This window comes from Mesorhizobium sp. PAMC28654, assembly GCF_020616515.1.
In the GTDB taxonomy this organism is placed as follows: Bacteria; Pseudomonadota; Alphaproteobacteria; order Rhizobiales; family Rhizobiaceae; genus Mesorhizobium.
This window is the reverse complement of the sequence record NZ_CP085135.1, coordinates 4,625,755-4,652,696: the sequence shown is the minus strand read 5'-3', so window position 1 is coordinate 4,652,696 and position 26,942 is coordinate 4,625,755. Positions and strand designations below refer to the sequence as shown.

Genomic DNA, 26,942 nt, shown 5'->3' with positions numbered 1-26,942 from the left:
GCGGAGAGGGCCGAAAATGAGCCGATATCGCAAGGTCGACACGCGGATCTGGAACGACGCCAAATTCACGTCGCTCGACGATCGGGGTAAGTTGGCGTTTTTCATGCTTCTGACCCATCCCAACATGACGGCATTGGGTGCAATGCGCGCGACGCCATCAGGTCTTGCCGAGGAGCTTGGCTGGTCGGCGGAAGCCTTCCGGGAAGCCTTCGCGAAGATATGCGGGAAGGGTATGGCAAAGCATGACGAAAGGGTTCACCTGATCGCCCTTCCCAACTTCATCAAGTACAACCCGCCAGAGTCCCCGAATGTCGTCAAAGCGTGGAATGGCGCCCTCGATCTGCTGCCAGAGTGCGCCCTAAAAGCTGAGGTTATTCAAGGCGCTAAAGACTATGCGAAAGGCATGTCGGAAGCCTTTGGCAAAGCCTTTCGGGATACCTTCGGGAAGGCTATGCCTTATCAGGAGCAGGAGCAGGAGCAGGAGCAGGAGAAATCCGTTCCTGTCCAAGAGGCGAAAACCTCTGAAGGTAAGCACCAGCAGGCATTGTCAACCATTGGACAAGTTTCCTTCAGGAAGGGGGCGGCCTGATGGAAAAGATCAGAGACCGCGCTCGTGGTCGTTGGCACGGCATCCTGTCAGCGCTCGGTGTTCCTACTGCTGCATTGACTGGCAAGCATTGTCCCTGCCCTCAGCCTGGATGCGGCGGCAAGGATCGTTTCCGCTTCGACGACAAGGGCGGGAACGGCACGTTCTTCTGCTCGGGCTGCGGTGCGGGTGATGGCGTCCAGTTCGTCATGAGGATGAAAGGCCTCGACTTCAAGGAAGCTGCCGCCGAGATCGAAGGAGTGATCGGCGCGGCACCTGTCGCAACGAAAAAAAAGGAAACGAGCCCGGAAGAGCGGGAGGCAACGCTTGCCCGCCTCTGGGACAACGCCAGTAAGATCACGCGTGGCGATCCTGTCGACCGATATCTGCGCGGGCGCGGCCTCGGGCTCGACTTCTATCCGCTGACGCTGCGGTTTGCCTCGTCCATAGCCTATCGCGACGAGGACGGCAGACGCGAGAGGCACCCGGCAATGCTCGCTGCGCTGATCGACATCAACGGCACAGCCGTGAACGTCCATCGAACCTACCTCACAACAGACGGCCGCAAGGCTGATGTCGACGAGGTGCGCAAGATGATGCCCGGTGGCATTCCTGCCGGCGCAGCGATCCGCCTTGCGCCTCACGGCCACAAGCTCGGTATTGCCGAGGGAATTGAAACCGCGCTCGCCGCGAGTGCGCTGTTCGGCGTCCCGTGCTGGTCAGCGGTCAACTCGACCGGGCTTGAGAAATGGTTGGCGCCGGCTGGTGTGACCGAAATTGTGGTCTACGGGGACAATGACCCTAAGTTCGGCGGCCAGGCAGCCGCCTATGCACTCGCCCATCGGCTGGCCTGTGCCGGCCTCATGGCCGGCGTTCAGATCCCGCCGACTGTCGGAGACGACTGGAATGATGTCCTGCTCAATTCGCGGAGAGCGGCGTGACAAGACCAGACAAGCAAGCGCCGATCACCCTGCAGCAGGCCGCTGGCATCGCCGGGGTCTCTCCCGACACTGTTGCCAGGTCGTGCAAGCGTTATGGGATCGGAAAGCAACTTCACGCCAAGGCACCATGGAGGGTTGATCCGCTTGGATTAGCCATCGTTAGCGCTGGAGACGCTGAGGCACTAGATCGCTATCTGAACAGATCACGATGAACTCTTCTGTTCTTCAGCCTCAATTGTTTTTCGCTATAGCAATCTTCTCTGCGGGCTCGTTAATGTATTCGTATGTCAGAACCTGTCCTGGGGTTGAATCTAGGGGCAAGTTTTCCTCACCATATGAAAATCCAAGCAATCTAACGTCCAATTGTCCTACATCTTGCGTTATTTTTAAGTTGCACGTAGCTCCCGAATAATCTTCGGTCACAAACTGATACCATTCTCCACCGCCACGGAGGCGTTTGTATAATTTTGGATTAGTGCGGTACTTATTCGTGCGGATATCAGTTAGGGAGCTCGTGCCCCTTTGGCCTTGTTCTTGAGCCCAGGCGTTTTCACAAGCCAAGACTATCTGTTCATATTTCAGCGACGTAATTTTTGGGGCATCGCTCAGCCCGATTTTCCACTTCAGGAGGTCGCCATAGGTTTCGACATAAGTCATCTGATTTGGAGGCGTTCGAAGCATTTTGATCAGCAGTTCGGAATCGAGAACCTTGTCACCGCTTTCCAAAAGTTTTGAGAAAGCCGACAGAGCGTCGCTGTATGCGTAAGCTATCGCGAGCCTTGCTTCGTCGCCTGTAAGTTGCAGTTCAGGAGGAAGGATCAGGTAGGGCGCGTGAAACCCAACTCTTGCGCCAATCTCGATTTTCCGGTCGAGGTATGCTGTCTCGTCGGGGTCCCTTGCCACACCATGCATAAAGATAATCGCGCACGCAGATAGGCACACCGCGTCGCTTGTGACCCGCGTGGAGATACCTTCTTTTCGTACATAATCGGCTACGGCAAGGCCCTCGGAATAGCTCCCACCCGGGCTATCTAGATAAAGCTGCACCCTTCCGTCGTATTCATTGCGGCCCTCAGTGTCGAACCCCGCAAGAATATTTTTGAGCTTCGACAGATCGCCAGTTGTGACCTCGCCGGATAGCTTCACATAGAGCTCTTCAAGTTGCTGGCCGTGTGTGTCTTTTGCTACGTCGAAATTTGCTGCCGCTCCGGGCGTGGACGGTAAGGCTAGCGAAAGCGCCAACACAAAAGCTGAGACGCTCGCGCTGCATCGATCTCCCTCAGATCCCCTCGACATTTCGTCCCCTGCTGCTCGAATCATAGTCTGCCGATGATGCGCCACATTGCCGATGATGCGGAACGCCAGCAATAGCTGGGTTCATTTGGGTTCCGGCGCGGAATGGCGGTCGATGCCAATTCCTCGGCTTCCGAGCTTAGAAAATCACTTTTAATTCCGTGACATTTTAGGAATATTTTTGCGTTTATTCGCCGATCGCACAAGGCTGCCGGCCGAAATGGACACCCCGGGATACACCGGGACACCCGGGGACACGTAGGACAAGCCATTGAAATAATTGGCTAAATTTGCGCTCCAAGCTTTTTTCGCCTAGTCTGTTGTCACAGATTAGCGGCTGATTTGGCCGCTTCAAGATCAGCGGAGCCGGGCTGTGTATTGTTTCTCGACGGATGGCTACGCGATGCGCGCCGTGGACGGTGATTATGCGCCACTGGACGACGAGCGGCTTTTTGCCGAATTCCCAACTGACGATGAATTCCGCGCCTCTTTCACGCAGGGCGAAGAGCTTGTTCTGCACTATGCCAGAGGGCTCAAGATATGCAGCCTGCAACATGCCTGCGCTGCGGAAATAGCTCGTATTGAGCAACCCGTGAAAGTCGCGGTGGCGACGCTAGAGCAGAATCTGATCATTCCGGCTCATATCCTGTTGCGGCGAAGTAGTTGGCGCACTCGGTTGGTGTGAAGCAAGGCAGTGCGGCGCTGATGGTATCCCACAATTCCGCGACGGTTCGTGCGGCGGCTTTGCGTAGAATCGATTTCAGCTTGGAAAAGGCGTTCTCGATCGGGTTGAAGTCGGGGGAATAGGGCGGGAGGAACATCATCCTTGCGCCGGTTGCTTCGATCGCCACACGGGCGGCTGCGCTTTTGTGCGCCGGCAGGTTGTCGAGGATCACGACATCGTCGGGCCGCAGCGTCGGCACGAGAACCTGCTCGACATAGGCGACAAACCATTCGCCAGTCATCGGGCCGTCCAGGACCATTGGCGCGGTCATGCCAGTGAGGCGCAGGGCGCCGGTGAACGTCGTCGTCTTCCAATGGCCATGCGGGATTGGCGATCGGCACCGCATCCCGCGCTTCGTGCGCCCCCGCAGTCGAGCCATCTTTGTCGAGGCTCCGGTCTCGTCGATGAAGACCAGATGCTCGGGATCAAGATCGGGCTGGGCGTCGAACCAGGCGTTTCGTCGCGCCGCCACGTCTGGCCGCTCCTGCTCGCTGGCGTGCGCCGTTTTTTTTGAAGGTCATGGAGTGACGATCGAGAAACCGCCAGATCGTGCTCGTCGCAAACGACGCGCCATGCTCCTGTCGCAGCAACTCGGCGAGTTCGACCAGCGTGATGTCCACCCGCCTCTCGATCGCCGCCAGGATGATGTCGCGATACGCTTCAACGCGGTGGGACCGCCTGTCGCCGCCCTGCGGCTTTGCGCAGGTGGCTCCGGTCTCGCGCCATTCCCGGACCCAACGCACCGAGCTTGCCGCCGCCACGCCAAATCGCGCCGCTGCCGCCCGTCGCGACAGGCCGCCATCAACCGCTGCGACCACCCGAGCCCGCAAATCTTCCGATAAGGATTTCGCCATGCCATGCCGGCCTCCGAATCCAGCAGATATGCTGAATCAGATTTCCAATCCCAACGAAACCCCTATCGATTCTATCCGCTCGGATTTTGCTCTAGGTGCAGAAAATTGGACCTGGACGTCTGATCGCAACGCCGTCGCGCGGATATTGGCTCTGACCGAGCAGTGTCGTGTCGAAGCCTCGGCCGTATTGAGCAAAATCGGCAATCTTACCGCCAAGGCGGAGGCAGCGACCACGCTCGACCATCTCAGCTCGATTACCTGGTAAGGGGGGCAAGCTGTGCCACGCAATAGTTCAGGCATCGCCACCCAGCCAGCAGGAACTGCGGCCGTTCCGAATACGACGATCGGCAGCGGCCCGTATAATTCGTTGACCGCTGATGTCTACAACGAACTGACGAACAGCCTCCCAACGACTGGCGTCAAGGCTATGGCCGCCAACCTTCCGATGGGTGGCAACAAAGTCACTGGCATGGCCGATCCGACGATTTCGACGGATGGCGCGACGAAGAATTACGTCGATACGACCACAGCTCCGGTCTCGGCGGTCACTCGCTTTGTCGGCGGCACCTCGACCGGTAGCGCAAATGCCCAGGTTCTCGCCACGACCACGCCGAACACCTTCACTCTGACGGCTGGCAACGAAATCGATTACAACCCTGGTTTCACGCCGACAGCCGCAACGACGCTTACTGTGGGCGCGTTTGCGGCCAAGAATATCCTGAAGCGTTCGCCTGCGGGATTGGTCGCTCTTGCCGGTGGTGAATTCGCCATCAACCAGCGCACAACCGTCACCTATGATGGAACACAATTCATCCTTGGCGGGTTGAGCGGCAACATCCTCACCCCGCTCACGATTGCGCTAACCGGCGTCATTTCCCCGGCCGCACTACCTTCGGGGAATACGGACAACTACGCGCCAGCCGGACTTGCCACAGCTTCGACGCTACGATTGACCCCGAATGCCGCTGGTAGCGTGCTGAGAGGCTTGGTTGCACAGCCGGCCGGGACGCTCTTGATCATCACGAACATCGGCACCGCGCCGTTGATCATTGGGCAGAATGGTGGGGCGAATGGCGTCAATCAGTTTCTAAGTCCTATCCCGACGGTCATCCTCGCGGATCAGTCGACGTGGGTGCAGTATGATGGGATCTCAGGCGGGTGGCAGATAGGGCAGGCGTATTCCGCCTCGCCGCCGGCAGCCACCCGGAAGAATTTGAAGATCGTCACGACCTCGATCACGGCAAGCACCATCACCGCCGACGAGCTAATTCTGGAGGATTCGACCGGAGCGACCTATCGAGCGACCTCGGTCAACGTCTCCTATGCCACGGGCACGGCTGGCGCGAATGGTCTCGATACCGGTACGATCACGGCTAGCAATTGGTATTTCGAGTACACGATTTTCAACCCGTTCTCCATGACGTTGGCGGGTCTGATCTCGCTCAGTTCGACCGCGCCTACGATGCCTTCCGGCTACACCTTCAAGGCTCGCTGCGGCGCAAGCTACTACGACGCCGGTTCAAAGCTTCGTTTCAAGATTCAATACGACCGCCGGGCACAGATTGTCATCGGGACCAATCCGACCGGTCTCCCCCCGATGGCGAGCGGGTCTGCTGGAAACACTTCCACGCCGACCTGGGCCGCAGTGTCAGTAAGTAGTTTTGTCCCACCAACAGCTTCTGTGATTTACGCCTATTTGATCGGAAGTTTTGCCGATGGTACGGGGGCCATTATAGCTCCAAATAATTCCTACGGAGCCGCTAGCAGTACGGCCAATCCTCCTCCAATTCGGGAAAATTGGGCTAATGCTTATGGGTCTGTAAACTTCCAATTTAGTTTCGTTTTGGAGTCCTCTAATATCTATTGGGCTTCTAAGAGTCTGACTCATAATATTTCTGATGGATATCATGGATTTGCGATGCGCCGTGTCATGAGTTGAACGGATGCGAGGAGCAGCCAAGCCGTGGAGCTTTCGATGGTCTGCTCGAAGTCCTTGGACAGGCGTCGGTTGCGGCCGAACCAGGCGAAGGTTCGTTCCACCACCCACCGGCGCGGGAGCAGGACGAAGCCTTTTGCGGCGTCGGATCGCTTGATGATTTCGAGGGTCCAGCCACCTTTTCCCCTGAGCGCGGTCTGGAGTTTTTCACCGGCGTAGCCGCCATCGGCGAAGACGTGGCGCAGCCAGGGAAAGCTTTCCCGAATAGAAGCCAGAACCTCGGGGGCGCCGTCTCGGTCCTGGATGTCAGCGGTATGGACGATCGCGCCGACCAGCAGGCCCAAGGTGTCGGTCAGGATATGGCGCTTTCGGCCTTTGATCTTCTTGCCCGCATCGTAGCCACAAAGCCCGCCGCTTTCAGTGGTTTTCACGCTTTGGCTGTCGATTACGCCGGCGCTGGGCGACGCCTCCCGACCTGCGGCGACACGCACGGCCATCAGCAGCAGGTGGTTGATCGTGTTCCAAAGGCCGCTGTCGCGCCAAGCGTAGAAATAGCGCTGCACCGTCGATACCGGCGGCAAGTCCCTGGGCAGCATTCGCCAAGGCAGACCGCTACGCAGCACATAAAACACGCCCTCCATGATAGACCGCTGCGACCATTTCGGCGGGCGGCCAAGCGCCGAGCGAGGCGGAAGCAGCGGTTCCAGAACCATCCATTCCGCGTCCGTCAAATCGCTTGAATAACGTAGTCCCTTTCGGGCATGCTTGGCGCGGGTGATATCAGTCCACATGTGATGCTCCGTCGAGGCTTCGCAACTCCGATTGAATCACAAGTCATTGATATCACCCAACTTCTTTTTGGGTCAGACACTAACGGTGGCGCGGAGGTAATTATACTTGCTTCCGGATACGAGGACAATCTCTGATGTTTGCTTACTCGAATGGCGGCATGTCGATGCGCGCGGTCGATCCCGACTACGTTGCTCAGACCGGCGAAGTCCTCTTTGCGGACTATGCCACTGACGCCGAACTGGCAGGCGTATTCCCCGGCTACGCACCGCCTACAACGGCCACGGCGACCGTCCTTAAATCTACTGTGATGGGCCGGCTTACTGCCGGGCAGATGGCTTCCGCCTACACCATGCTGACAGCCAACCCCGTCTTCTTCGCCAAATGGTTCGCACCCGATAAGCCGTTCGTCAACTGCACGGACCCTGACGCCATTTCGTTCGTCAAGGCGCTCGGTCTCGATCCGGCTACGATCCTCGCACCCTAAAGGGAGTGCCCTACAGATGCGTTTCAACGCGGGAATGACAGACCAGATCAGGATCCGAGTCTCAAGCGATGAAAAGCGCCAGTTGATGGCAGTTGCCCTCCAGCGCAATCAATCGTTGAGCGAGATGCTTCGACAGGCCAGCAGCCTCCTCGAGTCCCGCAGGGTTGGGGAATTTTAAGATGGCCCAACTCGTCCCGGTCGATGATGACCCGTTTGCGCCGGCTTCGCCTCCTGGCGGGGCCGGGAATGGCCCATGGACTGTTCCCCGTCAGCACCTGTGTCCCAGATTTGAGGTTGTGAATTAAGGAGGGTTTTGATCTCGTCGTCACGACGAAGGAACCAAGATGAGCCCTAAATCCTCAAGTGCCAAGAAGCCTGCCGAGCAGGTGGTAAAGGACATTCGCCGGGCGACCCGGCGGCATTTTTCAGCGGAAGACAAGATCCGGATCGTGCTGGACGGGCTGCGCGGCGAAGACAGCATCGCCGAGCTGTGCCGCAAGGAAGGGATCGCGCAGAGCCTGTATTACACCTGGTCCAAGGAGTTCATGGAGGCCGGCAAGCGCCGATTGGCGGGTGATACCGCTCGTGCTGCCACCAGCGACGAGGTCAAGGATTTGCGCCGGGAGGCCGGCGCGCTGAAGGAATGCGTCGCTGATCTGACACTGGAAAACCGTCTGCTCAAAAAAAGCATGATCGCGGATGGGGACGAGCAAGAATGAGATATCCCGCATCCGAAAAGCTCTCGAGATCATCAGGATCGTCGAGCAGTCACACCTGCCAACCCGCAAAACGCTGGACCGACTGGGCATCCCGCGCCGGACCTTCTATCGCTGGTATGACCGTTATGTCGAGGGCGGGCCTGAGGCGCTGCAGGATCGGCCCTCGGCGCCGAGCCGGGTGTGGAACCGCATCCCGCCTGCCATCCATGACCAGATCATCGAACTGGCGCTGGAGCAGTCCGAGCTCTCCCCGCGCGAACTGGCAGTACGGTTCACCGACGAGACGCGCTACTTCGTGTCAGAAGCCAGCGTTTACCGGCTCCTCAAGGCCTACGATCTGATCACCAGCCCGGCCTATGTGGTGATCAAGGCGGCGAACGAGTTCCACACCAAGACGACGCGACCCAACGAGATGTGGCAGACGGACTTCACCTACTTCAAGATCATCGGCTGGGGCTGGATGTACCTGTCGACCGTGCTCGACGATTACTCCCGCTACATCATCGCCTGGAAACTGTGCAGCACCATGCGGGCCGAGGACGTCACCGACACGCTGGACATGGCACTTACTGCCTCAGGGTGCGACCAGGCCCATGTGCACCACAAGCCTCGGCTGCTCAGCGATAATGGCCCCAGCTACATCGCCGGCGAACTGGCGGACTATATCCAGGACCAACGCATGAGCCATGTCCGGGGCGCTCCAATGCATCCCCAGACCCAAGGCAAGATCGAGCGCTGGCACCAGACCCTCAAAAACCGAATCCTCTTGGAGAACTACTTTCTGCCCGGCGACCTTGAGGCCCAGATCGCAGCCTTCGTCGAACATTACAACCATCGACGCTACCACGAGAGCCTGGCCAACGTAACGCCAGCCGACGCCTACTTCGGCAGGGCCGCAGCCATTATCAAACAGCGAGAAAGGATCAAACGCCAAACCATCCAACATCGGCGCTTGCAGCACCGCAAGATCGCCGCTTAACATCAACCCCAAGATGAGGCCGACACTCCGCTAATCTGCGATCCAATCTGAGCCAAATGATCTGACGACGGACACCGCCGGATGTCGGCTGCATCGACAAGCTTTTGACTTGTCTCATCGGGTGGATACCACAGGGTCATCATCATTCCATGCTGCACCAGGGCGTTGACGAGCGGGACAAAATCAACGTCACCGGTCAGCAAAGTGGTTTCGTCCATATTCTTGCGAAAGGCGTGAGTGAGCATGTCGACTGCTATGGCAACGTCGACCATCTTTTGTTCATGGCCCGCTTTCTTCCTTTTCCGTGCATCACCTTCAAATACGTGGATGCGATCAACCGAACGAGCCTTCTCTAGAACCGCAAGTTTGGGGGCAATCAGGGCCGCATATTCGGCGTCATTCTGATCGTCCTTCTGAACCGGCACTGCGTCATAGAAAAACATTTTGGTATGTGACCCGACCAGCTTTGCAAAGTCGATCTCAAATTCGGCACCCCCAAAGAACTTCGCCGCGATATTTTTCAGCCGCCCTAAGAGGGAGGCGCCATCAACAAACAGGTAATGTTTCACTGTTGCCCTCCATGCGGCTCTGCGACGAAGCTCATGGCTTGAAACCATCCGCAGCAGTCTGGAGGCCTATTTCATATAGCGCATAGGCGAACGGCGACGAACTTTGGGATATGGAAGTTCCCATAAACACTTCTGAATAAATTCCATCATCCATGGCTCACCGATCGCGACTCGTACTGTCAGCATTTTCGCACTCCCAGTTCCTCGAATCCAGAACTGAGCATCCGGGCAAAAACGACTTTCCTTTCTGTCCAATATTTGGGCCACTGACTGTTTGCCATTCTCGCAGCACCGTATTGCCTGCCGGGTTAACCGAGAAGGTATCAACACCATATTCCGTGTTTTCACCGCAGATCGGGCGTTGGGAAAATCCCAGTAGGCAATCTGCCACGATGACCGTCGTCGAATTTTCTCCACAAGAAGCGAGAAGTAGAACGGCAATCAGCGCTGCTGGTGTTCGCATTTTATCTCGCACTCCTAAATTCCCGCTAGGATCACCGGATTATCGAAACATCGAGAGTAGCTCCGGTTACGTCGCCAGCGATCGAAATTACGGCAAAAGTGGCGTTGGAGGTCGACACACTGCAGGTAGGGTTATTGGGACCACAACAGATGGCGATCATCTGTCGAAAAACAGGGGGTTTTTCAAACATCATAAACACGGCCCATCGCGGCGGTATGGAAAAGCCGCCAAATGATTTCCCGTCCTCATCTCGGGTGTCCACATGAATGCTCTCAGTATAGAGTGCGTACCAATGACGAATATTCCTCGGATTTTTTTCAACGGGAATCGAGCTAGAATCCGAAAACTGAAGAAACAGATTTGTCTCAATGATCTGCGGCTCGCTCAAATCAATTGGCGTGCGTTGCTGGCCTATAACTAAGCCGATTGCTAATCCAATCAGGAAGACACCAACGCCCAGGCCAGTTGGTGCGATCCAGAGTGGTGTTTTGGGCAACCATTCTGGTGCAAGGCTCAAGGCGCCAAAAATGATCGCTAATGCGAGCCCAAGTATCCCAATCCCGCGATCCAGCATAAGAAAGCCCTCCCGGCTTCACCCTACCCCAGGATAAGAGATTCTGAATAGCTGCTGACGGACGGAAAGTGTGGGCGCCCTCTTGATCGTGCGACCGGCTTGGTTGCCTAGGCGGACTGCGCCCCTGGCGCCGACATCGCGACTTGGGCCAGAGGGATTGGTTATATCGTGCTGTCAGGAAGTGGCTCCCACAAACCGGCCGCCTAGGTTGCCACTATTGATTCTGGCGTGCTTCCTGCGACTATCGGCAGGTCCACGCGACATGGACGCGACATGGACGTTCCATCATCCCCCAGCCCTCGCGCTGATCCATATCCACAGACCGGCAATCGCGGCGCCGACGATCGAGGCGATGAGGGCGCGGCCAGCGTCTGGCAATTTGTCTGATTCACGAGATCGACCAGCATGGCCGTTTGTTTGGCCATTGGCGCCGGGCGCTCATCAGCTTTCGCAGCGGGAATGACCAGCCCACGCGCGTTCGCGATTGGTCACCGCGCCTAACTTCGCTCAGGCTCAGTGCCGTTCTATACGGTTTTGTAAGCATACCGCCACGCTGGCGCCAAAGTCGTTCACGAATTTGGAACTGTAGGGACAAGTTCGCTGAATGGAGGAATGAACATGTTTCGGAAAGTAGCCATTGCCACTGCACTCGTAGCCGTTTGCAGTATGCCCGCTTTCGCTGCCACGGAATATTGGGTGGCAAAGGATGCGACCACGAAGAAGTGTGAAGTCGTGACGAAAAAGCCGGACGGCACGAAGTTGATGGATGCGGGCAAAAAAACCTACGCCACCAAGGGCGATGCCGACAAAGCCCTGAAACTTCTGGGCGATTGCAAATAATTGATCCAGTCCGCCTCTCCGTGCGCAAGCCCCGTCCCAGGGGAGCTGGGACGGGCCATTTGTTTGCTTATTCTGGCAGCTATACAGTTGAATCAGATCGGATTATTCATCACGTCGATTTGAGCTGGAATGAAGCGTGGAGCGGCACGGATCAGGTGCGGTTCTGCGCGGTTGACGGAGATACGCTGTCTTACACCTCGGCTCCCGCAAAGAATCCGTTCGACGGCCGCGAGGTTGTTCACGAGGTGTCTTATATGCGGGAGCTTCCTTAGCCACTTAGCTAGCTGGTGCTTGCCATCACAAGGGAAGCTATGGTCGTGTGACCATCCTACCCTCTCAGAGCATCAAGCTCCTTCATGCGCTCGGCCACCGCCTTCCCCGCCTCCCCAAATGAAGCCGGGGTGGTCGTAATCGGCATGATCTTGTTCGAGGTCGGAACCGCTGTCGGCCAGATTGCCTTCCAAATCCTCGCCCGAGCCGAACGCGCCGGTTCTCGTCCAGCCCAGCGAATCTTCATCGTCGCTGGTGTCGCCCTCCCTGTCGTCGCCGCCATGTTCGGCGCCATCTGCTAGGTACGGTTCCAGATCCGGGTCGGGGTCCAAGAGATCCAGCAGAGAAATCAGACGTTCGATCTCATCTTCGATCGAGCGGCGAATGGACGGGTCCGAAATGCGAGCAAGGGCGTTCACAACAGCACCGCCTTCCGGTTCGCCTTGCGCCCCGCTTGCTGGCGCTTGGCAAGGTGGATGCGATCGACCAGCGCCGCCTCATCGCGGGCGATTGCCAGCGCGGTTTCGGGAGTGCCACCGCCATGGCGCCGCAGCCAATCCTGCTTCCAGCGCAGATGACGGACGCATTGGGCAGGGATGAACACCTGTTTCAGACATTGAACCCGCCAGACATGTTCCGCTTCTCTGACGGCCTGCTTCGCCTTGGCGGCCTCCGGGCTTTCCTGGCCGAACTCTCTGCTGGTCAGTATCCGTCGATAATCGAAGGTCATGTAGAAGTGGTATGCCGCCTCGATTTCCATCCGGCCGGTCCACCAGTCAGATGGCGGGTTGAGCCATGCTGTGATTGCCGTCAATTCGTCGGCAACCACCGGGGCCGGCTTTGGGCGAAATTGAACAACCTCGCCCATGGTCACGCCTCCTCGCAAAGCGACGACATGCAGGCAACGAGGTCATCCCCGTCGATTTCCATGCCCAGGTGCTGGTAGACGCGGACGATGCAGGCCGCCTTGGCTCTGACTTCTTCAATGGTTTGGCACCGAAGATTCATCACGGCCTGGAAAGCCGCTTTGGCTTGGGTGAAGGCTTCGTCGGTCTGTCGATACGCATCAGGATGCCCGCTGGCTGTGATAATGGCTTCCTGCTCTCGGAGCGATGCTAGGCCCTGCGCGCCCTGAGCTTCGATGTCGGCCCATCCACCGGTCGTAAGCTGACCGGTTCATCATGCCGCCCGCGACGGACTTTTCTACCTGCTCCCGCTTCCGCGCTAGTTCGGCTTCGAGGGCTTTGGCGGTGCGGAAAACCATGGGGGTATGCGACCATCTGGAATTGATGCCGCTCGGCGTCCTCCATTCAGGAAACAGCTTGTCCCCGAGCGCTTCGGCGATGGCGGCTTCCCGGACCTCGCAGAGACCATACGCCTCGTCCGCTGCATGGCAGGCCGACAGAACGTCTTGAACCGAAGTGGCTGGCCGCTTGAACGATATGGGCTGGTATTGTCACAGAGGCAGCAATGCCACCGGACAGGAAGGCGAGCGCCTTGCGGCGGTTGACATTGGGCAAGCCTTCGGCGGCTGCCCGAACAGGGGTGTTCGACATTTTGATTTCTCCAGGGGTTGTTTGGTCGGCGGCCGGCTATCCGGCGAGTGCTGCAAGCTCTGTTTCGAGTTGACGACGACGCGGTTCGATGTTGACGCGAGAGGACTGGTATTTCAGACGATCGATTTGGACGGCGATGCGATCGGCGCGGTTTTCCGCCTCGGTCATCACCGCCGCCTTAGCTTCGCGCCATGCTTGAGCCAGATAGAAGCCGAAGTCAGATCGGTTGAGCTTGCGCACCAGATGGGGACGAGCTGCGAAATGGGCGTTCCATTTGGCCCAGGCTGCTTTCATAATTTCCGAGCGGTTGAACATTGCAAGAACCTTGCGGTTAACTACGTTGTACTCTAGGTATAACGTGCGTATTGCAGAGTGTCAACCTGCAGGATACATACATTATACGAAAAGTGACATGAGGGGCCGTGAGCCGTGATAGACAGCGATCAGATCAAAGCCGCGCGAGCCCTGCTCGGTCTTACACAAGACGACTTGGCCGCAAGTTCGGGGCTTTCCGCCCAGACGATTAAGCGCATGGAGGGCTTGGGTACCGGCCGAAGTTCAACCGACAATGTGATGGCCGTGAAGAGAGCCCTGGAAGGGGCCGGCGCAGTGTTCATCCCCGAGAATGGCGGCGGTGCCGGCGTAAGGCGGGCAAAACCGGGCATTTCAAAATGATCCACATCGATGAACCGCGCGGCAGCTGTCTGATGTCGGCGAGACGTATTCCTGCGTTAACGGCAGATCACGCCCGGTTGCGCATTAGATGTTGCTGAAATAGAGGTGGGACAAATCAGACAAAAGGACCCAGTGAATGACCGACGAAACCGACAACAGGGCCGCCGAACTTATCGAACTGGCGGCAGGTATTGTATCTGCGTTCGTAAGCAACAACTCGCTTCCGGTGGTGGAATTACCGGCTTTAATCGCTTCTGTCCACTCGTCGCTTTCGAATCTTGGCGGACCAGTGACTCCGCCGGTCGAACAGAAGGCGCCGGCAGTCAACCCAAAGAAGTCGGTGTTCCCAGACTACATCATCTGCCTGGAGGACGGCAAAAAATTCAAGTCGCTGAAACGGCATCTTGCAACCGACTTTGGCCTCACGCCGGACGAATACCGGGCCAAATGGGGCCTGCCCACCGACTATCCGATGGTCGCGGCAAGCTATGCGGCAACTCGGTCGGCATTGGCAAAGGCCAGTGGTCTGGGCCGCAAGGCAGCACCTGTCGAGGAGGCTCCGTCAAAGAAGGCTCCGGTCAAAAGGAAGGCGAAGGGGTAGTCCGCGAACGCGCCATTTCCCATTAATTAGTTCGCGCTAAATTGTTCGTGGCGGCGACCGCCAGTCCCCGCCGGCCAGCGCGGAGCTTTCAGGCAATTGCTTTCACCGGCAACCGCGCTGGCCACCTGACGTGACGTCAAGAATCAGCTACGTCTCAAGACGCGGCGGACCAAAATCCCGCTTGGCCGGCGCTTGCCCGCCTGTCCCCTCACTGAGTGCGGCGCCGGCTTGCCGGACCAAGGCATCTGCCACATTAGTACTGCCTTGCGCACCGAAGCTAAGCCTCCTCACATTCGAGGAGACCGTCCCCAAATCTGGGGATGCAGTTTTGCGTTGAGGGGTTTGCCGATTTCTCGACAGACTCTCGGCGCGCTGGAGACCGGGCCATCAACCTTTCCTTCACCTAACAGGCAGCGATCCGTGCGTTGTTAGCAAGGATTCTGTGGGGTCGACATTGCCCAAAGTGGTGGTTGGGTCTTCGGCCTGCGAAGCGTTTCCTGCGCGCTCGTGAGGGCGCTGTGCGCCCCAGGAACGTCATGCAACAGGAGAAGCTACCATGTCTGCAAAAGCATCAGTTATCAGCCGCCGCCCCGCCATATCGGAAGCCGCCTTTAGCGCCACCTTCGCAAAGCTAGCTGCATCGAACATGAAAGCTCACGAGTCGCTGAGGGCCTTGGAAGAGCCGGCAGATGCTCGACCGGTCAGTCCGCGTCTTCAGGAACTCGAGAAAGCTTTTCATCTGGCGTGGGCCGCACTCAAGGCGACTGAGCCGGTGAGCAACATGGTGGAAAGGAAGAGGCTCGATGCCCTCGCCCCCAGGCCGGTTGATGAGGAATGGTCGGATAGCCTCCGTGCCCGGTTCAATGAAGTGCCGATTGGCCGCATAAGTGATAGCTCCATCCCGGCGATCGCGGAGATACAAGCCATCTCTGAGCGGAATGCAGCAAGGCGCGCTGCGTACAACGAGGCCTGTGAAGGCGGTGAAGCCGAATGGCGCAAGATCGACCTTCACTACAGGCGCTTGCTCGACAAGGCTGACCAGATTGCGCGACGCGCCAACCGTGTCCCCGCCAGGAGCCTGGGTGACCTCATGGTGAAGGTTCGCATTCACAACGTAAATCAGTTCGATGATTCTGAAATTCTCGATGTGATGCTGCGTGATATTGCGCGGCTGAATCGTGCTTCGAAAAAAACTTGGCAACCAAAAGCAAACTCTCCGACTCAATCCATATCAGTCGACGGCAACAGCAAGGAGGAGGGTAACAAAGTGTTGCCCGAACCCGTAAAAAAGGAGCCTAAACGCGTCAGAGCCAAGGCCAAGAGTGCGACAGCCCAAGATTATGCAGCTCTTGAGTTTGAACCTTTATTGCAACCGGAATGTTCCGACGGGGAGGCTATGGATTACATGCAGGAAAGAAATCGCGTTCTCGAGATGATGCTAACGTTTTCTTACAAGACAATGTTCAAGACGAAGGCTGAAATCGGCCTAGAGGTCGAAAAGTGGGACAATGAAGAAGGGAGGATGGTTATGCGTGCGTTCCAGGACGCCACCAGCCACTTAGATTTTGCAGCGCGCATAATCAGAAGCGCGGAGGTAAGAATCCTAAGCGGCGCATGCGCGAGCCAATTGAGCCAGAGCAGCAACACTGCCCATTGATCTGACCAGTAGCCCGCCACCTCATGGGGTGGTGGGCATACCCGACGTGTGAAAACCGATCCATCAAGGTATCAATACGCTGTCTTCTCCGCGCAATATCGCGCGCGAATGCTGGGAACCATAGGCAATGCTTTGGAATTCATAGGATCGGTGAGAGGTTCGATGACGCGTCTTTCCATCGCGGAAGAGCTCGAAAGTGCCGCCGTCCGCGTCGCCGACATATCCCGCGCCGAGCTGCAGATTGCCCTTCGGCGTGCGGCGCTGATGCTCCGAAACGTCGCAGGAGTGGCGCTTGAGCCCGCAACCGAAGACGCACTCAATTCGATCGCGCCGAGATGAAAATCGGCCGGTCAGACCTCATTCAGATCGTGCTGCGCGAGTGGCTGGAAACGAACGCCTATCTGCCCGTGCGCGTGGTCGACGAGGACAGCGAAACGGACGGAAGCGCCTAACTTCCACGATCACGCCATAACCTCTCCCGCGCGATTCAGCCATGTCTGGAGTGTGGCGGACCTGTCGATCCGTCTGGCCGGCGTGAACTCAGATCTCCGATGATGTGACGCCGGCCATGCTTTTGCCACCCGGTCGAAGTTGATAGGGTTTGATCGATGCCCGGCGACAACCGCATGGATGGGCAGAACGAGGAATTTCTCATGGCTTCGACGAGCGCAGCGCTAGTCTGGTATATGGTAATCGCCAGCCCTGGGAACGGGTTGGTCGTGCTACCCAGCACTTTCGACAAGCGCGAGCAATGCACCGCAGCCATCGCCGAATATCAGAAGCAGCCGACGCCGGCCGGCTGGTCGCTGCAGTGCGTGCCGAGCGCCTCGCCTTTCACTGACAATGGTTCGGCCGAGTAGCATCCTCCCTAAGCACAACACCCGCAGCCAACGGTAGGAGCGTACCTTCCTCTGCCGCTATGGCCCATGGCATCCTATAAAAAGGTTGGTGTGCCGGCGATCACAAAATTCGTCGGGTCCGCTGCCGGGGAGACAGCGGACTCAAACTAGGGCCAAGAGGGGCAGGGCCCTTTATGATCCCTATGCGGGGATCATGGTAAAAACGCCGGGCGGGCACGAACGTTCCGTCGGCCGAAAGATATACACGGCTGGCTGCGACGCGCTTGTGGGCGCCCTCAACTCAACTGCGCGAAGGCGAAGCCGGCATCATCATCACGGTGAAATGTAGGCGCAACTGCGGAGTGTATTGTTCCACGCAATCCCCAATTGGTTGACTCGTGCGATGCACCGGCAGTTAATCGCGGCAGGCTAAAAGGCGGGGAAGGCAGCGAACCGGGAGAAAACGATGTCCGTGCAAAAAGGAGACTATCGAACGAACAGGGCCGACTATGCGATTGCTGCGATGCATAGCAGAGTTACCGCTGATGATGGCGATCGCGATGACCTACTGGCACGAAGAAAGAAATCCCTATGGCTAAGAGATCGGCGATCCGCCAGATTGGCCGCAAACCCGTCGGAAAGCTCGCCGGGGCCGAAAGTCAGACCGCGCGGTTAGCGGCGGCCACCTCCTCCTGAAGACATTCCGGCGGCCTATTGCGAGTGCTCGACCGCAAACGTTGGCGCGGGGGCTTGCGCGATCACGCCATATCCTCTGCCCTGACAAATCGCCCATACGTGCAACGCGGCGGACCTGATGTCCGCTTGGCCGGCGCCTTCCTAAAGCCACCCAGCTCCCACTGGCGCCGGCCATCTTTCATATTCGGTCGAAGATGGTTCCAGTCGCGATTGCGGGGCCTGTCGTTGTTGCAGCTTGTTCTGTCAGAAAGTTGTGCATAGAACCGGCCCTGCAATCTAGGATTGGAAGATGCACCATGGCACGTTGTGCTCGGCTCATGACAGCGAGCGAGATCCCCGCCTTCGTCAATCGAGATCCCCGCCTTCGTCAATAAGGTGATCGAGACCGGCTGCGACATCTGTGCTGTCGGCCATTACGGCTATGTGCTCGGCGATGTCGAGGAGATGGCTGCTGCTGCAGATGATCTCGAACGCATAGGCGAAGAGTTTGGCGACCGCGATTTCCTGCTACCCCAGATCGTCGCCTATCTACGCTCGGTCGGCCGGTATCTGGACCCCCGGCTCACCAGCAAGCCACTGCTCGAAATCACTCGACAGTGATCTTTTCGCTACAGCGAGGCGAAGATATTTCGGGATACATGGGGTCTGGGATGAATCGCATACGGGGCTCCTTATGAAATCGCTTTTGCTCGCTTCTGTTTTCAGTCTTGCTGTTGTCTGCGGACCGGTCATGGCTGCCGATCAGCTAGCGCCTGTTGAAACGCCGGAATGGACCTGGCAGGGTCCCTATGCAGGTGTCATCGGCGCCGGAACGCTAGAGCACTACAAGATCCATGCGCCTGGCTTCCCCGCATCCACGGACTCGACCCACAATGCCGGCTCGGCGACCCTTGGCGGCTTCGCTGGCTATAACTTCCAGTCGGGCAAGATCGTCTATGGCGTTGAAGGTGAGCTTGGTTATCGCTTCAAGAAATCGACCTTCACCGGCGTTACCGGTCCCGGCACGCTGGACGTCTCGACCGGCCTCTACGGCGCCTTGAAGGGACGGGTCGGCATGGACATGGGGCGTTATATGCCGTTCGTGACGGCCGGCGTCACGGCGGCACAGATGAAGACGTTCTATCCCGGCGGTAACGCGGAAGCCGACGCGACCCTTGTCGGCGGTATTGTTGGTGCCGGTGTCGATGTGGCGCTGACCCACAACGTCTTCCTGCGCGGCGAGTACGACTTCTCATTCTTCGGCAAGAAGGAGCTAAGCTACTGCCCCGGGGCATGCCTTCTGGACCACACCGTCCAGATACACGACTTCAAAGTCGCAGTCGGTATGAAGTTCTAAGCTGCGGTCAGCTTTCTGCAGTTCAGGCGCCGGGCTTGCCCTGGCGCTTTTCATTTGAGGCCGTTGCGTGTGTAAATCCTCACCCTCCGCGACGAATTCAAGCGCATGAACGGAACTCGCAAGCCGCGATTTATTTGCTTGCGCTGAAATGGCTCCTGAAACGCAAAAAGCCCGCCCCGGCGAGAGCCGAGACGGGCTTTGGTGTAGCAGCCTTAACCGATCAGCCGACAGGCGGCTTTGACGATACAGGCGCGGCGACGACCTTGGACAGGCGCTCGCGCTTGACCAGTGTCGGCTTTTCGTACTTCTTCATGATGACCTCGGTGCGTGTTTAGAAACGATAGTTGAGTGTCAAGGAAACTGTATGTGTGCTCGGCTTGACGATGGTTGGGCCAACGGGGCCATCTTCGGAGAAGTCGTGGCTCGAGAAGTGCGCGTAGGCATAGTCCACGCCAACGATCCACTTGCTGTTCAAAGCGTAGTCGACACCGGCGCCGACAGTCCATCCGGTAAAGGTCCGGTTGAAGAGGGCCGACGGGCCGTTCGACTCTTCATAACCGGTGTCGTGTAGGTTCAGGAAAGCTACGCCGCCCTTGATGTAGGGAAGAACGTTGCCCATCGAATAGCCGGCCTTTGCAACGATATCACCCTGCCAGTTAGCCCCGGTTCGAAAATCTTCGGTATCGGTTGTCGCCACCGTCTTCTTATTGAATACAGCCACAAGGCGTGCTTCAGCGCCGAGAACAAAGTTGTTTTCGAATTGGTACTGGTAGCCGATCTGACCGCCAACCGAGGCTGACGTGCTGTCACCATCATAATCCGATGGGGTGTAGACCGGGATCGTAACATTCCCACGCAGGAAGTTGGCACCGACGACTCCGCCGATGTATGCCCCAGACCAATTGTAAACCGTCGGGGCTTCGGCCACGACCATATCGGCTGCGAAGGCTGACGAACCGGACACGCAAACAAGAACTGTAGAGAGAAGAAGCTTTTTCATTTCAAGACCCGCCGCCATTGATTTCAACCTCGGTGTAGCTCAACCGAAGGTATGCGGCTGTCACAATATCGCAACATGGTTGCAAAAAGGCCAGCTACCGAGGCAGCGGGCTTAAACGGCAATTGGCCTGTGAGACGGAATCGTATCGTCAAGTTTTCTCGGGGGCCTGCGAATCGCCCGACAAAGGCTGGGCGGCTGTAACAGCCGACAGGCGCCCCCGTTTCGTAAGCGTTGGCTTTTTGTATCTCTTCTTCACGTAGATCCCCATGGTTCGCCCTATCCGTTAGGATTGCCCTCCGTCATCCTCCAGTCAAGCCGACAAGAAGGCACGCCACCGTGAGGCAGCGGGCTAATCTGGAGTAGCTGGGATCAACCAGCGTGGGTCAACGAGCGGCGGAGGGGTAGTTGACGCCATGCACCATCGGCAACGAGGCCTGCCGTTCGTTGATCCTTCTTGGATGATGATCGAATTTTACCGACCGGCGAAACCCGCCATTGAACGTTGGCAGCTATCTTCAGGCGATGAAAGCCACGATACCCGCTGCGCTTCTGATTGCTGCTGCCGGAGCAGGCTATTTCGCCGACGACCTCCTGCGAGGGGCGTCAGCGGCTACATCGACGATCATTGCCAAGTCAAACTGCAACATCAAGGGCAACATCTCGATTGAGACCGGCGAGCACATCTATCACGTGCCCGGCCAGGAATATTATGCGCAAACTATCATCCGGCCTGAGTTCGGGGAACGGTGGTTTTGTTCTGAGGCTGAAGCGCGAGAGGCCGGATGGCGACGATCGAAGGTATAGACGCGTCCGCCGGTCTGGCTGGACCGGAGAATTGCGCGCGCGGGAGAGGGCTGCTGCCCTAGTCGGCGAAGCACAATCTCAGCTTGACTGTTCGACACAGCCACCAAGCCCGATTCGACATTCCCCAAACGGCTTATTTGACCGTTATTTGACGGTTTTTCGCCGTCTGTCGCTAAGTGTCTGAAAATCTTGGTACGCCCAAGGGGAATCGAACCCCTGTTCCCGCCGTGAGAGGGCGGTGTCCTGACCGCTAGACGATGGGCGCGTTCAAGAACCGGCGATATAGGCTGACGGATTGGAAAAAGCAACTGGGCTTCCGACGCTTTATCGGATCGGCGGCTAGCCGATCGAAAGTCTATCGTTTCGGCTCGATCAGGTCCCAGAGATTTCCATGGAGATCGGCGAAAACCGCCACCGTGCCATAGGCTTCATGGCGTGGTGCTTCACGGAATTCGACGCCCTTTTCGAGCATCGCCGTATGTCGCGGGCAAAGTCATCGGTTTCGAGGAACAGGAACACACGGCCGCCGGTCTGGTTGCCGACGCTTTTTCTCTGCGCGTCATCGGAAGCCTCGGCCAGCAATAGCCTTGCGCCGCTCCCGCCTGCCGGCGTGATCGTCACCCAGCGTTTGCCGTCACCAAGATCGATGTCCTCGGCAAGCAAGAATCCCAGCCTGTCGACATACCAGGCGATCGCCTCGTCATAATCAGCGACGACTACAGCGACCGTGGCGACACGACGATTGCCCGCGAACCCGGTCATCCGCTGGGGCCCATCATTTGTCGCGGCCATCATTTGTTGCGAATTGCGAAGCGGCCGACGATGCGGCGCTCAGCAATGTCGTAGACGAAGATCACACGGCTGCCGTCGGCAATCTCGGCATCGATGGACAGGCGATTGCCGGAGAGCGACTGACTGACCACCTTGGCGCCGACGGGCAGCACGATGTCGCCGCTGATCGGCTCACCCGCGGGCGCCTGGAAGTCACCGGCCGGCTGCACGGCGGGCGGTGCGTTGCGCGCTTTGTAGACAAGGGCTCCGATCACCACCATAAGGGCGAAGAACAGAATGCCGAGATTGATGACGATGAAGCGGACGAGTTTCTTCCGCACCTTTTCGACCTCGGGGTCGAGCGGCTTCTCTTCGTCTTCCTCGACAAGTGGCCTGGCCATGGCAAAATTCCGGAATGTTATCGATGAGCGCTCATAGCGAAGAGACCCAGAAATTCATAGAGGCCGCGCCGACCGTGCTGGAAGCGGACGCCGATGCCACGGGACAGCGCCTCGACCAATGGCTGGCGGGCAAGCTCGGCCCGGACATGTCGCGCAGCCGCGTGCAGATGCTGATCAAGCAAGGCGCGGTCTCGGTCAACGGCAAGCCTGTCGACGAAACCAAACGCAAGATGATCGCCGGCGAGAGCGTATCGGTCGCCATGCCGGAGCCGGAACCGGCCGAACCGCGGGGTGAGGACATCACGCTCGATGTGCTCCATGAAGACGATGAGCTGATCGTCATCAACAAGCCGGCGGGGCTTGTCGTGCATCCGGGCGCCGGCAACTGGACGGGAACGCTGGTCAACGCGCTGATCCATCACTGCGGCGACAGCCTCTCGGGCATCGGCGGCGTGCGGCGGCCAGGCATCGTCCATCGCCTCGACAAGGAGACCAGCGGCGTCATGGTGGTCGCCAAGACCGATCGCGCTCACAAGGCGCTGTCCGAGGCCTTCGCCGATCATGGCCGAACCGGTGATCTCGAGCGCGCCTATCTGGCGCTGGTCTGGGGCATACCGCAAAGGCCAACGGGAACAGTCGACGCGCCGCTTGGCCGTGCCGCCGACCGCGTGCGCCGCGCCGTGGTGCCGGAAGGCCGCGACGACGCCCGCCATGCCATCACTCATTTCACCGTGGTGGAGCGTTTTGGCGAAAAACAGCAGGAATTCGCAACGGCAAGTCTCGTCGAATGCCGGTTGGAGACCGGCCGTACCCACCAGATCCGCGTTCACATGGCCCATATCGGCCATCCTGTGGTCGGCGATCCCGATTATGGCCAGGCCTTCCGTACCAAGGTCAACCGACTGCCCGAACCGCTGAAAAGCGAGGTCAAGGCATTTCCACGGCAAGCTTTGCATGCCCGCCTCCTTGCATTTCGCCATCCCGCTACCCATCTAGCGATGAGGTTCGAGGCACCTATACCGAGGGACATGGAGGCGCTCGTGGTCGGCTTTCGCGAGCTCTGAACCTGCCATCAAAAAACCTGACTGGCATTGTTCACTTCAGCGTGACACACTGTTTCGTGTTGAACAAATGTCTGTATTTTCTGGTTTTGTTCCTGTATAAATCGGTTGTCGCGGGCGAGCCTTCTGGTGCTCGCGTCACATGCCCGCCGCGTTTCGGGGGCATCACTCCAATAGAGAGGGGGCGCTATCATGGCCCAGTCATTACCCAGTATCGTTTCCGGCGAAGGCGGCCTCAGCCGCTACCTGGAAGAAATCCGCCGCTTTCCAATGCTTCAGCCGCAGGAAGAGTACATGCTCGCCAAGCGTTATGCCGAGCATGAAGACACGTCCGCCGCGCACAAGCTCGTCACCAGCCACCTTCGGCTCGTCGCCAAGATCGCCATGGGCTATCGCGGCTACGGTCTGCCGATCGGCGAAGTGATTTCGGAAGGCAATGTCGGCCTGATGCAGGCCGTCAAGAAATTCGAACCCGAGCGTGGCTTCCGCCTCGCGACCTACGCCATGTGGTGGATCAAGGCCTCGATCCAGGAGTACATCCTGCGCTCGTGGAGCCTGGTCAAGATGGGCACGACCGCCAACCAGAAGCGCCTGTTCTTCAACCTGCGCAAGGTGAAGGGCAAGATCCAGGCACTGGACGACGGCGACCTCAAGCCCGATCAGATCACCGAGATCGCCACCCGCCTCAACGTCTCCGAAGCGGAAGTCGTGTCGATGAATCGTCGCCTGTCCGGTGACGCCTCGCTCAACGCCCCGATCCGCGCAAGCGAAGGCGAATCCGGCGAATGGCAGGACTGGCTGGTCGATGACCATGAAAGCCAGGAAGACATGCTGATCGAGCAGGACGAGCTGGAAAACCGGCGCGGCATGCTGTCGGGTGCCCTTGCGGTGCTCAACGATCGCGAGCGGCGCATCTTCGAGGCACGTCGCCTCGCCGAGGAGCCGCTGACGCTGGAAGAACTGTCGTCCGAGTTCGACATCAGCCGCGAGCGCGTGCGCCAGATCGAGGTGCGCGCCTTCGAGAAGGTGCAGGATGCGGTCAAGGCCGCCGCCAAGCGCCAGATGCAGGCGCTGCGCACGATCGAGGCTCAGCCCGCGGCTTGAAGCCAGCTTCGGCTACGAAACAAACGGCGGCGTCAGGAAACTGGCGCCGCTTTTTTGTGTCCAATGGTTGCGCCGCGATTTGATGAAGGGGCTGACATCCGACCAGGGCAATCTCCTATGGTGCTCCCCCGGCGCTGCCATAGGCGACTACCCTTGGGCGCGGGCATCGGCAGTTTCTTCAAAGCCCATCCAGCGGAAACTTCAGGTACCGCCGGCCATTGGCTTCCGGCTCCGGCAGGCGCCCGCCATTCATGTTGACCTGCAGCGCATGCAGGATCAGCCTCGGCATTGGCAGTGTCTTGTCGCGGGTCTCACGGAGAGCCACGAAATCGGCTTCCGTCTTGCAGGCAGCGATGTGAATGTTCGCGGCCTTCTGTTCCGCGACCGTGCTTTCCCACAAGGGTTCACGCCCGCCAGCCTGATAGTCGTGGCCGACGAAAACCCGTGTCTCATCCGGCAACGCCAGAATATCCTCGATCGAGCGCCAGAGCCGCGCGGCACTGCCGCCCGGAAAGTCCGTCCTCGCCGTGCCGCTGTCCGGCATGAACAGCGTGTCATGGACGAAGGCTGCGTCGCCGATCACATAGGTGATCGACGCCAACGTATGCCCGGGAGAAAACATCACCTTTGCCGGAATGCCGCCGACCGTAAAGACCGCGCCATCGGCGAACAGCCTGTCCCACTGCGAGCCGTCGGCGGGAAAATCCGGCCAGTTGTAGATGGCTTTCCACAATCGCTGAACGTCGACGATCCCTTGGCCGATCGCTGCCGGCGCTCCGGTCTTCTGTTTCAGGTAATAGGCGGCCGAGAAATGGTCGGCATGCGGATGGGTATCAAGGACCCATTCCACCTCCAGCCGGTTTTCCCGGATGAAATCGAGCAGGGCGTCGGCGGACCTTGTCGCCGTGGCGCCAGACTTCTCGTCGAAATCAAGCACAGGGTCGATGATAGCGCATCGCCGCGTTCGCGGATCGGCGACGACATACTGGATCGACCCGCTCGGCTTGTCGTAAAAGCCTCTGACCCGAGGCTTGGCCAATGCTGCGTCCAACTGCGCCTCCTCGCCTCACCCGACAGGAATGATTTTCTCTATCGGGCTCAACAAGGAGGATGGTCGTCCACTAACATTGGTCAGTCAAGCATGGCTTGGCTTGCTTGAGCTGAAATGGCGAAAATTCTTCCGTGGCGACTGGCCACTCAGGCGGACGGTTGCTTGGTCTTGCGCAGATAAGGCAGGATTGTCTCATAGGCACCGAACCGCTTGATCGCGTCCTCGTTGGAGACGGCGGCGGTGATGATCACGTCCTCACCCTGCTTCCAGTTCGCCGGCGTCGCCACCTGATGCTTGGCGGTCAGCTGCATGGAATCGACGGCGCGCAGAATCTCGTCGAAGTTGCGGCCAGTTGTCATCGGGTAGGTAAGCACCAGCTTGACCTTCTTGTCTGGACCGATGACGTAGACCGAACGCACCGTGGCGTTGTCGGCGGGCGTACGGCCCTCCGACGTGTCACCGGCACTCGCCGGCAGCATGTCGTAGAGCTTGGCGACCTTGAGGTCCTTGTCGCCGATAAGCGGATAGTTCACCGAATGCCCCGTCGCCGTCTTGATGTCGTCCTTCCATTTGCCATGGCTTTCGACCGGATCGACGGAGATGCCGATGATCTTGACATTGCGTTTCTTGAACTCGCCCTCAAGCCCGGCCATGGTGCCAAGCTCGGTCGTGCAGACCGGCGTGAAGTTCTTCGGATGGCTGAACAGGATCGCCCAGCCGTCGCCGATCCATTCATGGAACTTGACCGTCCCTTGCGTGGTTTCGGCGGTGAAATCGGGCGCGATATCGTTGATACGAAGGCTCATGGCGTGCTCCTACCCTTGTGATTGCCGCCGGAAATAACCAACCATCGGCTCCGCCGACCTTTCTAGCACCCCGACGCCATCCTTCAAAATGCTATGGTCGCGGGCATCCGCGTTGGCGGCGAAAAAAATTCGCCCTTTTTCGGGAAATGCAGCACGAATTTCCGTGCAGCGGAGCAGGATATGATGGCCTAGGCTTTCGACACCGTCAGCGCGGCGGCCAGATCCTCCATGCGCTGGGCAAGTGCACCGAGCGCGCCCGTCAGCACGGAATCGTTCTTGTCGGCCTTGGTCAGCGCATCGTCGCGCGTCTTGCGCAACGTCACCACTTCGCTCTCCATGCCGGCGATACGCTTTTGCAGTTCGGAGAGTTCGTCCATGACCATGATGCCGGCCATGACGGTCAGCCGCTGGTCGCCGATCTCGCCGAATGAATCCTTCAGATGCGAGACATAGCGGTCGAAGCGCTCGGCAAGATCGATCAGATGATCTTCCTGGCCCTCGTCGCAGGCCATGCGATACTGCTTGCCGTCGATGGAAACCGTGACCTGTGCCATTGGCCT

At 58.4% G+C, this 26,942-nt stretch carries 32 protein-coding genes, 1 tRNA gene and 2 pseudogenes; 20 read left to right on the top strand and 15 right to left on the bottom strand.

Annotated elements, in window-relative coordinates; all coding sequences use genetic code 11:
- The first annotated feature begins 16 nt into the window (after positions 1-16).
- Entirely contained in the window at positions 17-589 is a 573-nt protein-coding gene (locus tag LGH82_RS22885; protein ID WP_227344922.1) for a hypothetical protein, read from the top strand.
- A complete protein-coding gene (locus tag LGH82_RS22880) occupies positions 589-1,527 on the top strand; it encodes a toprim domain-containing protein (RefSeq protein ID WP_227344921.1) in 939 nt (312 codons plus the stop codon). Before LGH82_RS22885 ends, LGH82_RS22880 begins: the two co-directional genes overlap by 1 nt.
- A 231-nt stretch (positions 1,528-1,758) precedes the next feature.
- On the opposite strand, the gene LGH82_RS22875 is transcribed toward LGH82_RS22880, so the two are convergent.
- Positions 1,759-2,895 (bottom strand): ATP-dependent Clp protease proteolytic subunit, encoded by a 1,137-nt coding sequence (locus tag LGH82_RS22875; protein WP_227344920.1) that lies wholly within the window; start codon positions 2,893-2,895, stop codon positions 1,759-1,761.
- A gap of 328 nt (positions 2,896-3,223) precedes the next feature.
- Between LGH82_RS22875 and LGH82_RS22870 the strand changes: the two genes are divergently transcribed.
- Positions 3,224-3,505, top strand: a complete 282-nt coding sequence (locus LGH82_RS22870; protein ID WP_227344919.1) for a hypothetical protein — start codon at positions 3,224-3,226, stop codon at positions 3,503-3,505.
- On the opposite strand, the gene LGH82_RS22865 is transcribed toward LGH82_RS22870, so the two are convergent.
- Positions 3,450-4,398 (bottom strand): IS630 family transposase gene (locus LGH82_RS22865; protein WP_227343924.1). Its coding sequence is split into 2 segments (ribosomal slippage): positions 3,450-4,056 and positions 4,055-4,398, totalling 951 coding nucleotides; the frame shifts between segments, so codons are not numbered across the junction. The genes LGH82_RS22870 and LGH82_RS22865 overlap by 56 nt on opposite strands.
- Positions 4,399-4,426: 28 nt before the next feature.
- On the opposite strand from LGH82_RS22865, the gene LGH82_RS22860 reads away from it, so the two are divergent.
- The gene (locus tag LGH82_RS22860) at positions 4,427-4,663 is read left to right on the top strand and encodes a hypothetical protein (protein WP_227344918.1); all 237 of its coding nucleotides are present in this window, start codon (positions 4,427-4,429) and stop codon (positions 4,661-4,663) included.
- A gap of 12 nt (positions 4,664-4,675) precedes the next feature.
- Positions 4,676-6,337, top strand: coding sequence for a hypothetical protein (locus LGH82_RS22855; protein WP_227344917.1), 1,662 nt, complete (start codon positions 4,676-4,678; stop codon positions 6,335-6,337).
- Here LGH82_RS22855 and LGH82_RS22850 read toward each other — a convergent pair.
- Positions 6,304-7,125: an IS5 family transposase gene (locus LGH82_RS22850; protein ID WP_227343936.1), complete on the bottom strand. Its 822-nt coding sequence runs from the start codon at positions 7,123-7,125 to the stop codon at positions 6,304-6,306. The two genes, LGH82_RS22855 and LGH82_RS22850, sit on opposite strands and share 34 nt — an antisense overlap.
- A gap of 134 nt (positions 7,126-7,259) precedes the next feature.
- Here LGH82_RS22850 and LGH82_RS22845 point away from each other — a divergent pair, with 134 nt between their 5' ends.
- Entirely contained in the window at positions 7,260-7,610 is a 351-nt protein-coding gene (locus LGH82_RS22845; protein ID WP_227344916.1) for a hypothetical protein, read from the top strand.
- 344 nt (positions 7,611-7,954) lie between these two features.
- Positions 7,955-9,308 (top strand): annotated as a pseudogene (locus LGH82_RS22840) (IS3 family transposase).
- Between the two features lie 2 nt (positions 9,309-9,310).
- Here LGH82_RS22840 and LGH82_RS22835 read toward each other — a convergent pair.
- On the bottom strand, positions 9,311-9,877 hold the full coding sequence (locus LGH82_RS22835) for an NYN domain-containing protein (RefSeq protein WP_227344915.1): 567 nt from the start codon (positions 9,875-9,877) through the stop codon (positions 9,311-9,313).
- A 494-nt stretch (positions 9,878-10,371) separates the two neighbouring features.
- Positions 10,372-10,914 (bottom strand): hypothetical protein, encoded by a 543-nt coding sequence (locus tag LGH82_RS22830; RefSeq protein ID WP_227344914.1) that lies wholly within the window; start codon positions 10,912-10,914, stop codon positions 10,372-10,374.
- A 618-nt stretch (positions 10,915-11,532) separates the two neighbouring features.
- Here LGH82_RS22830 and LGH82_RS22825 point away from each other — a divergent pair.
- Both LGH82_RS22825 and LGH82_RS22820 read left to right on the top strand, forming a co-directional pair.
- Positions 11,533-11,754 carry a hypothetical protein gene (locus LGH82_RS22825; protein WP_227344913.1) on the top strand — a complete coding sequence of 74 codons (222 nt, stop codon included), beginning with the start codon at positions 11,533-11,535 and terminating at the stop codon, positions 11,752-11,754.
- A gap of 20 nt (positions 11,755-11,774) precedes the next feature.
- The gene (locus LGH82_RS22820; RefSeq protein ID WP_227344912.1) at positions 11,775-12,026 is read left to right on the top strand and encodes a lipocalin-like domain-containing protein; all 252 of its coding nucleotides are present in this window, start codon (positions 11,775-11,777) and stop codon (positions 12,024-12,026) included.
- A gap of 72 nt (positions 12,027-12,098) precedes the next feature.
- On the opposite strand, the gene LGH82_RS22815 is transcribed toward LGH82_RS22820, so the two are convergent.
- Both LGH82_RS22815 and LGH82_RS22810 read right to left on the bottom strand, forming a co-directional pair.
- Complete coding sequence (locus tag LGH82_RS22815) at positions 12,099-12,443, bottom strand: hypothetical protein (protein WP_227344911.1); 345 nt, start codon at positions 12,441-12,443, stop codon at positions 12,099-12,101.
- Positions 12,440-12,853, bottom strand: a complete 414-nt coding sequence (locus LGH82_RS22810) for a hypothetical protein (protein WP_227344910.1) — start codon at positions 12,851-12,853, stop codon at positions 12,440-12,442. Before LGH82_RS22810 ends, LGH82_RS22815 begins: the two co-directional genes overlap by 4 nt.
- 11 nt (positions 12,854-12,864) lie before the next feature.
- On the opposite strand from LGH82_RS22810, the gene LGH82_RS22805 reads away from it, so the two are divergent.
- Positions 12,865-13,143 carry a hypothetical protein gene (locus tag LGH82_RS22805; protein WP_227344909.1) on the top strand — a complete coding sequence of 93 codons (279 nt, stop codon included), beginning with the start codon at positions 12,865-12,867 and terminating at the stop codon, positions 13,141-13,143.
- Between the two features lie 473 nt (positions 13,144-13,616).
- Here LGH82_RS22805 and LGH82_RS22800 read toward each other — a convergent pair whose 3' ends face one another.
- A complete protein-coding gene (locus LGH82_RS22800; RefSeq protein WP_227344908.1) occupies positions 13,617-13,895 on the bottom strand; it encodes a hypothetical protein in 279 nt (92 codons plus the stop codon).
- A 114-nt stretch (positions 13,896-14,009) separates the two neighbouring features.
- Here LGH82_RS22800 and LGH82_RS22795 point away from each other — a divergent pair, with 114 nt between their 5' ends.
- From LGH82_RS22795 to LGH82_RS22765, 7 genes are all read left to right on the top strand, one after another.
- Positions 14,010-14,255, top strand: coding sequence for a helix-turn-helix transcriptional regulator (locus tag LGH82_RS22795; protein ID WP_227344907.1), 246 nt, complete (start codon positions 14,010-14,012; stop codon positions 14,253-14,255).
- A gap of 136 nt (positions 14,256-14,391) precedes the next feature.
- Entirely contained in the window at positions 14,392-14,856 is a 465-nt protein-coding gene (locus LGH82_RS22790) for a MucR family transcriptional regulator (RefSeq protein WP_227344906.1), read from the top strand.
- Positions 14,857-15,412: 556 nt separating this feature from the next.
- Positions 15,413-16,513 carry a hypothetical protein gene (locus LGH82_RS22785; RefSeq protein ID WP_227344905.1) on the top strand — a complete coding sequence of 367 codons (1,101 nt, stop codon included), beginning with the start codon at positions 15,413-15,415 and terminating at the stop codon, positions 16,511-16,513.
- 162 nt (positions 16,514-16,675) lie between these two features.
- Positions 16,676-16,852, top strand: coding sequence for a hypothetical protein (locus LGH82_RS33710; RefSeq protein WP_413771383.1), 177 nt, complete (start codon positions 16,676-16,678; stop codon positions 16,850-16,852).
- Positions 16,853-17,166: 314 nt separating this feature from the next.
- On the top strand, positions 17,167-17,373 hold the full coding sequence (locus tag LGH82_RS22775; protein ID WP_227344904.1) for a hypothetical protein: 207 nt from the start codon (positions 17,167-17,169) through the stop codon (positions 17,371-17,373).
- A 1,050-nt stretch (positions 17,374-18,423) separates the two neighbouring features.
- A complete protein-coding gene (locus tag LGH82_RS22770; RefSeq protein ID WP_319799888.1) occupies positions 18,424-18,648 on the top strand; it encodes a hypothetical protein in 225 nt (74 codons plus the stop codon).
- Between the two features lie 73 nt (positions 18,649-18,721).
- Entirely contained in the window at positions 18,722-19,384 is a 663-nt protein-coding gene (locus LGH82_RS22765; protein ID WP_227344903.1) for an outer membrane protein, read from the top strand.
- Between the two features lie 331 nt (positions 19,385-19,715).
- On the opposite strand, the gene LGH82_RS22760 is transcribed toward LGH82_RS22765, so the two are convergent.
- Positions 19,716-20,402, bottom strand: a complete 687-nt coding sequence (locus LGH82_RS22760; RefSeq protein ID WP_227344902.1) for an outer membrane protein — start codon at positions 20,400-20,402, stop codon at positions 19,716-19,718.
- A 504-nt stretch (positions 20,403-20,906) separates the two neighbouring features.
- On the opposite strand from LGH82_RS22760, the gene LGH82_RS22755 reads away from it, so the two are divergent.
- The gene (locus LGH82_RS22755; RefSeq protein ID WP_227349663.1) at positions 20,907-21,188 is read left to right on the top strand and encodes a hypothetical protein; all 282 of its coding nucleotides are present in this window, start codon (positions 20,907-20,909) and stop codon (positions 21,186-21,188) included.
- 190 nt (positions 21,189-21,378) lie between these two features.
- Here LGH82_RS22755 and LGH82_RS22750 read toward each other — a convergent pair.
- The 3 genes and pseudogenes from LGH82_RS22750 to LGH82_RS22740 all read right to left on the bottom strand — a co-directional run bounded on the left by LGH82_RS22750 (position 21,379) and on the right by LGH82_RS22740 (position 22,360).
- Positions 21,379-21,453 (bottom strand) — tRNA-Glu (locus tag LGH82_RS22750).
- 90 nt (positions 21,454-21,543) lie between these two features.
- Positions 21,544-21,950, bottom strand: a pseudogene (locus tag LGH82_RS22745) (VOC family protein).
- A gap of 29 nt (positions 21,951-21,979) precedes the next feature.
- A complete protein-coding gene (locus LGH82_RS22740; protein WP_227344901.1) occupies positions 21,980-22,360 on the bottom strand; it encodes a fimbrial protein in 381 nt (126 codons plus the stop codon).
- A gap of 23 nt (positions 22,361-22,383) precedes the next feature.
- Between LGH82_RS22740 and LGH82_RS22735 the strand changes: the two genes are divergently transcribed.
- On the top strand, positions 22,384-23,424 hold the full coding sequence (locus LGH82_RS22735) for an RluA family pseudouridine synthase (protein ID WP_227344900.1): 1,041 nt from the start codon (positions 22,384-22,386) through the stop codon (positions 23,422-23,424).
- A 189-nt stretch (positions 23,425-23,613) separates the two neighbouring features.
- On the top strand, positions 23,614-24,525 hold the full coding sequence (rpoH, locus tag LGH82_RS22730) for an RNA polymerase sigma factor RpoH (RefSeq protein ID WP_023670124.1): 912 nt from the start codon (positions 23,614-23,616) through the stop codon (positions 24,523-24,525).
- Positions 24,526-24,703: 178 nt separating this feature from the next.
- On the opposite strand, the gene LGH82_RS22725 is transcribed toward rpoH, so the two are convergent.
- The 3 genes from LGH82_RS22725 to LGH82_RS22715 all read right to left on the bottom strand — a co-directional run bounded on the left by LGH82_RS22725 (position 24,704) and on the right by LGH82_RS22715 (position 26,936).
- Entirely contained in the window at positions 24,704-25,576 is an 873-nt protein-coding gene (locus LGH82_RS22725; protein ID WP_227344899.1) for an MBL fold metallo-hydrolase, read from the bottom strand.
- A 146-nt stretch (positions 25,577-25,722) separates the two neighbouring features.
- Entirely contained in the window at positions 25,723-26,382 is a 660-nt protein-coding gene (locus LGH82_RS22720) for a peroxiredoxin (RefSeq protein ID WP_227344898.1), read from the bottom strand.
- A gap of 188 nt (positions 26,383-26,570) precedes the next feature.
- Positions 26,571-26,936: a cell division protein ZapA gene (locus LGH82_RS22715; RefSeq protein WP_227344897.1), complete on the bottom strand. Its 366-nt coding sequence runs from the start codon at positions 26,934-26,936 to the stop codon at positions 26,571-26,573.
- Between the last annotated feature and the right edge of the window lie 6 nt (positions 26,937-26,942).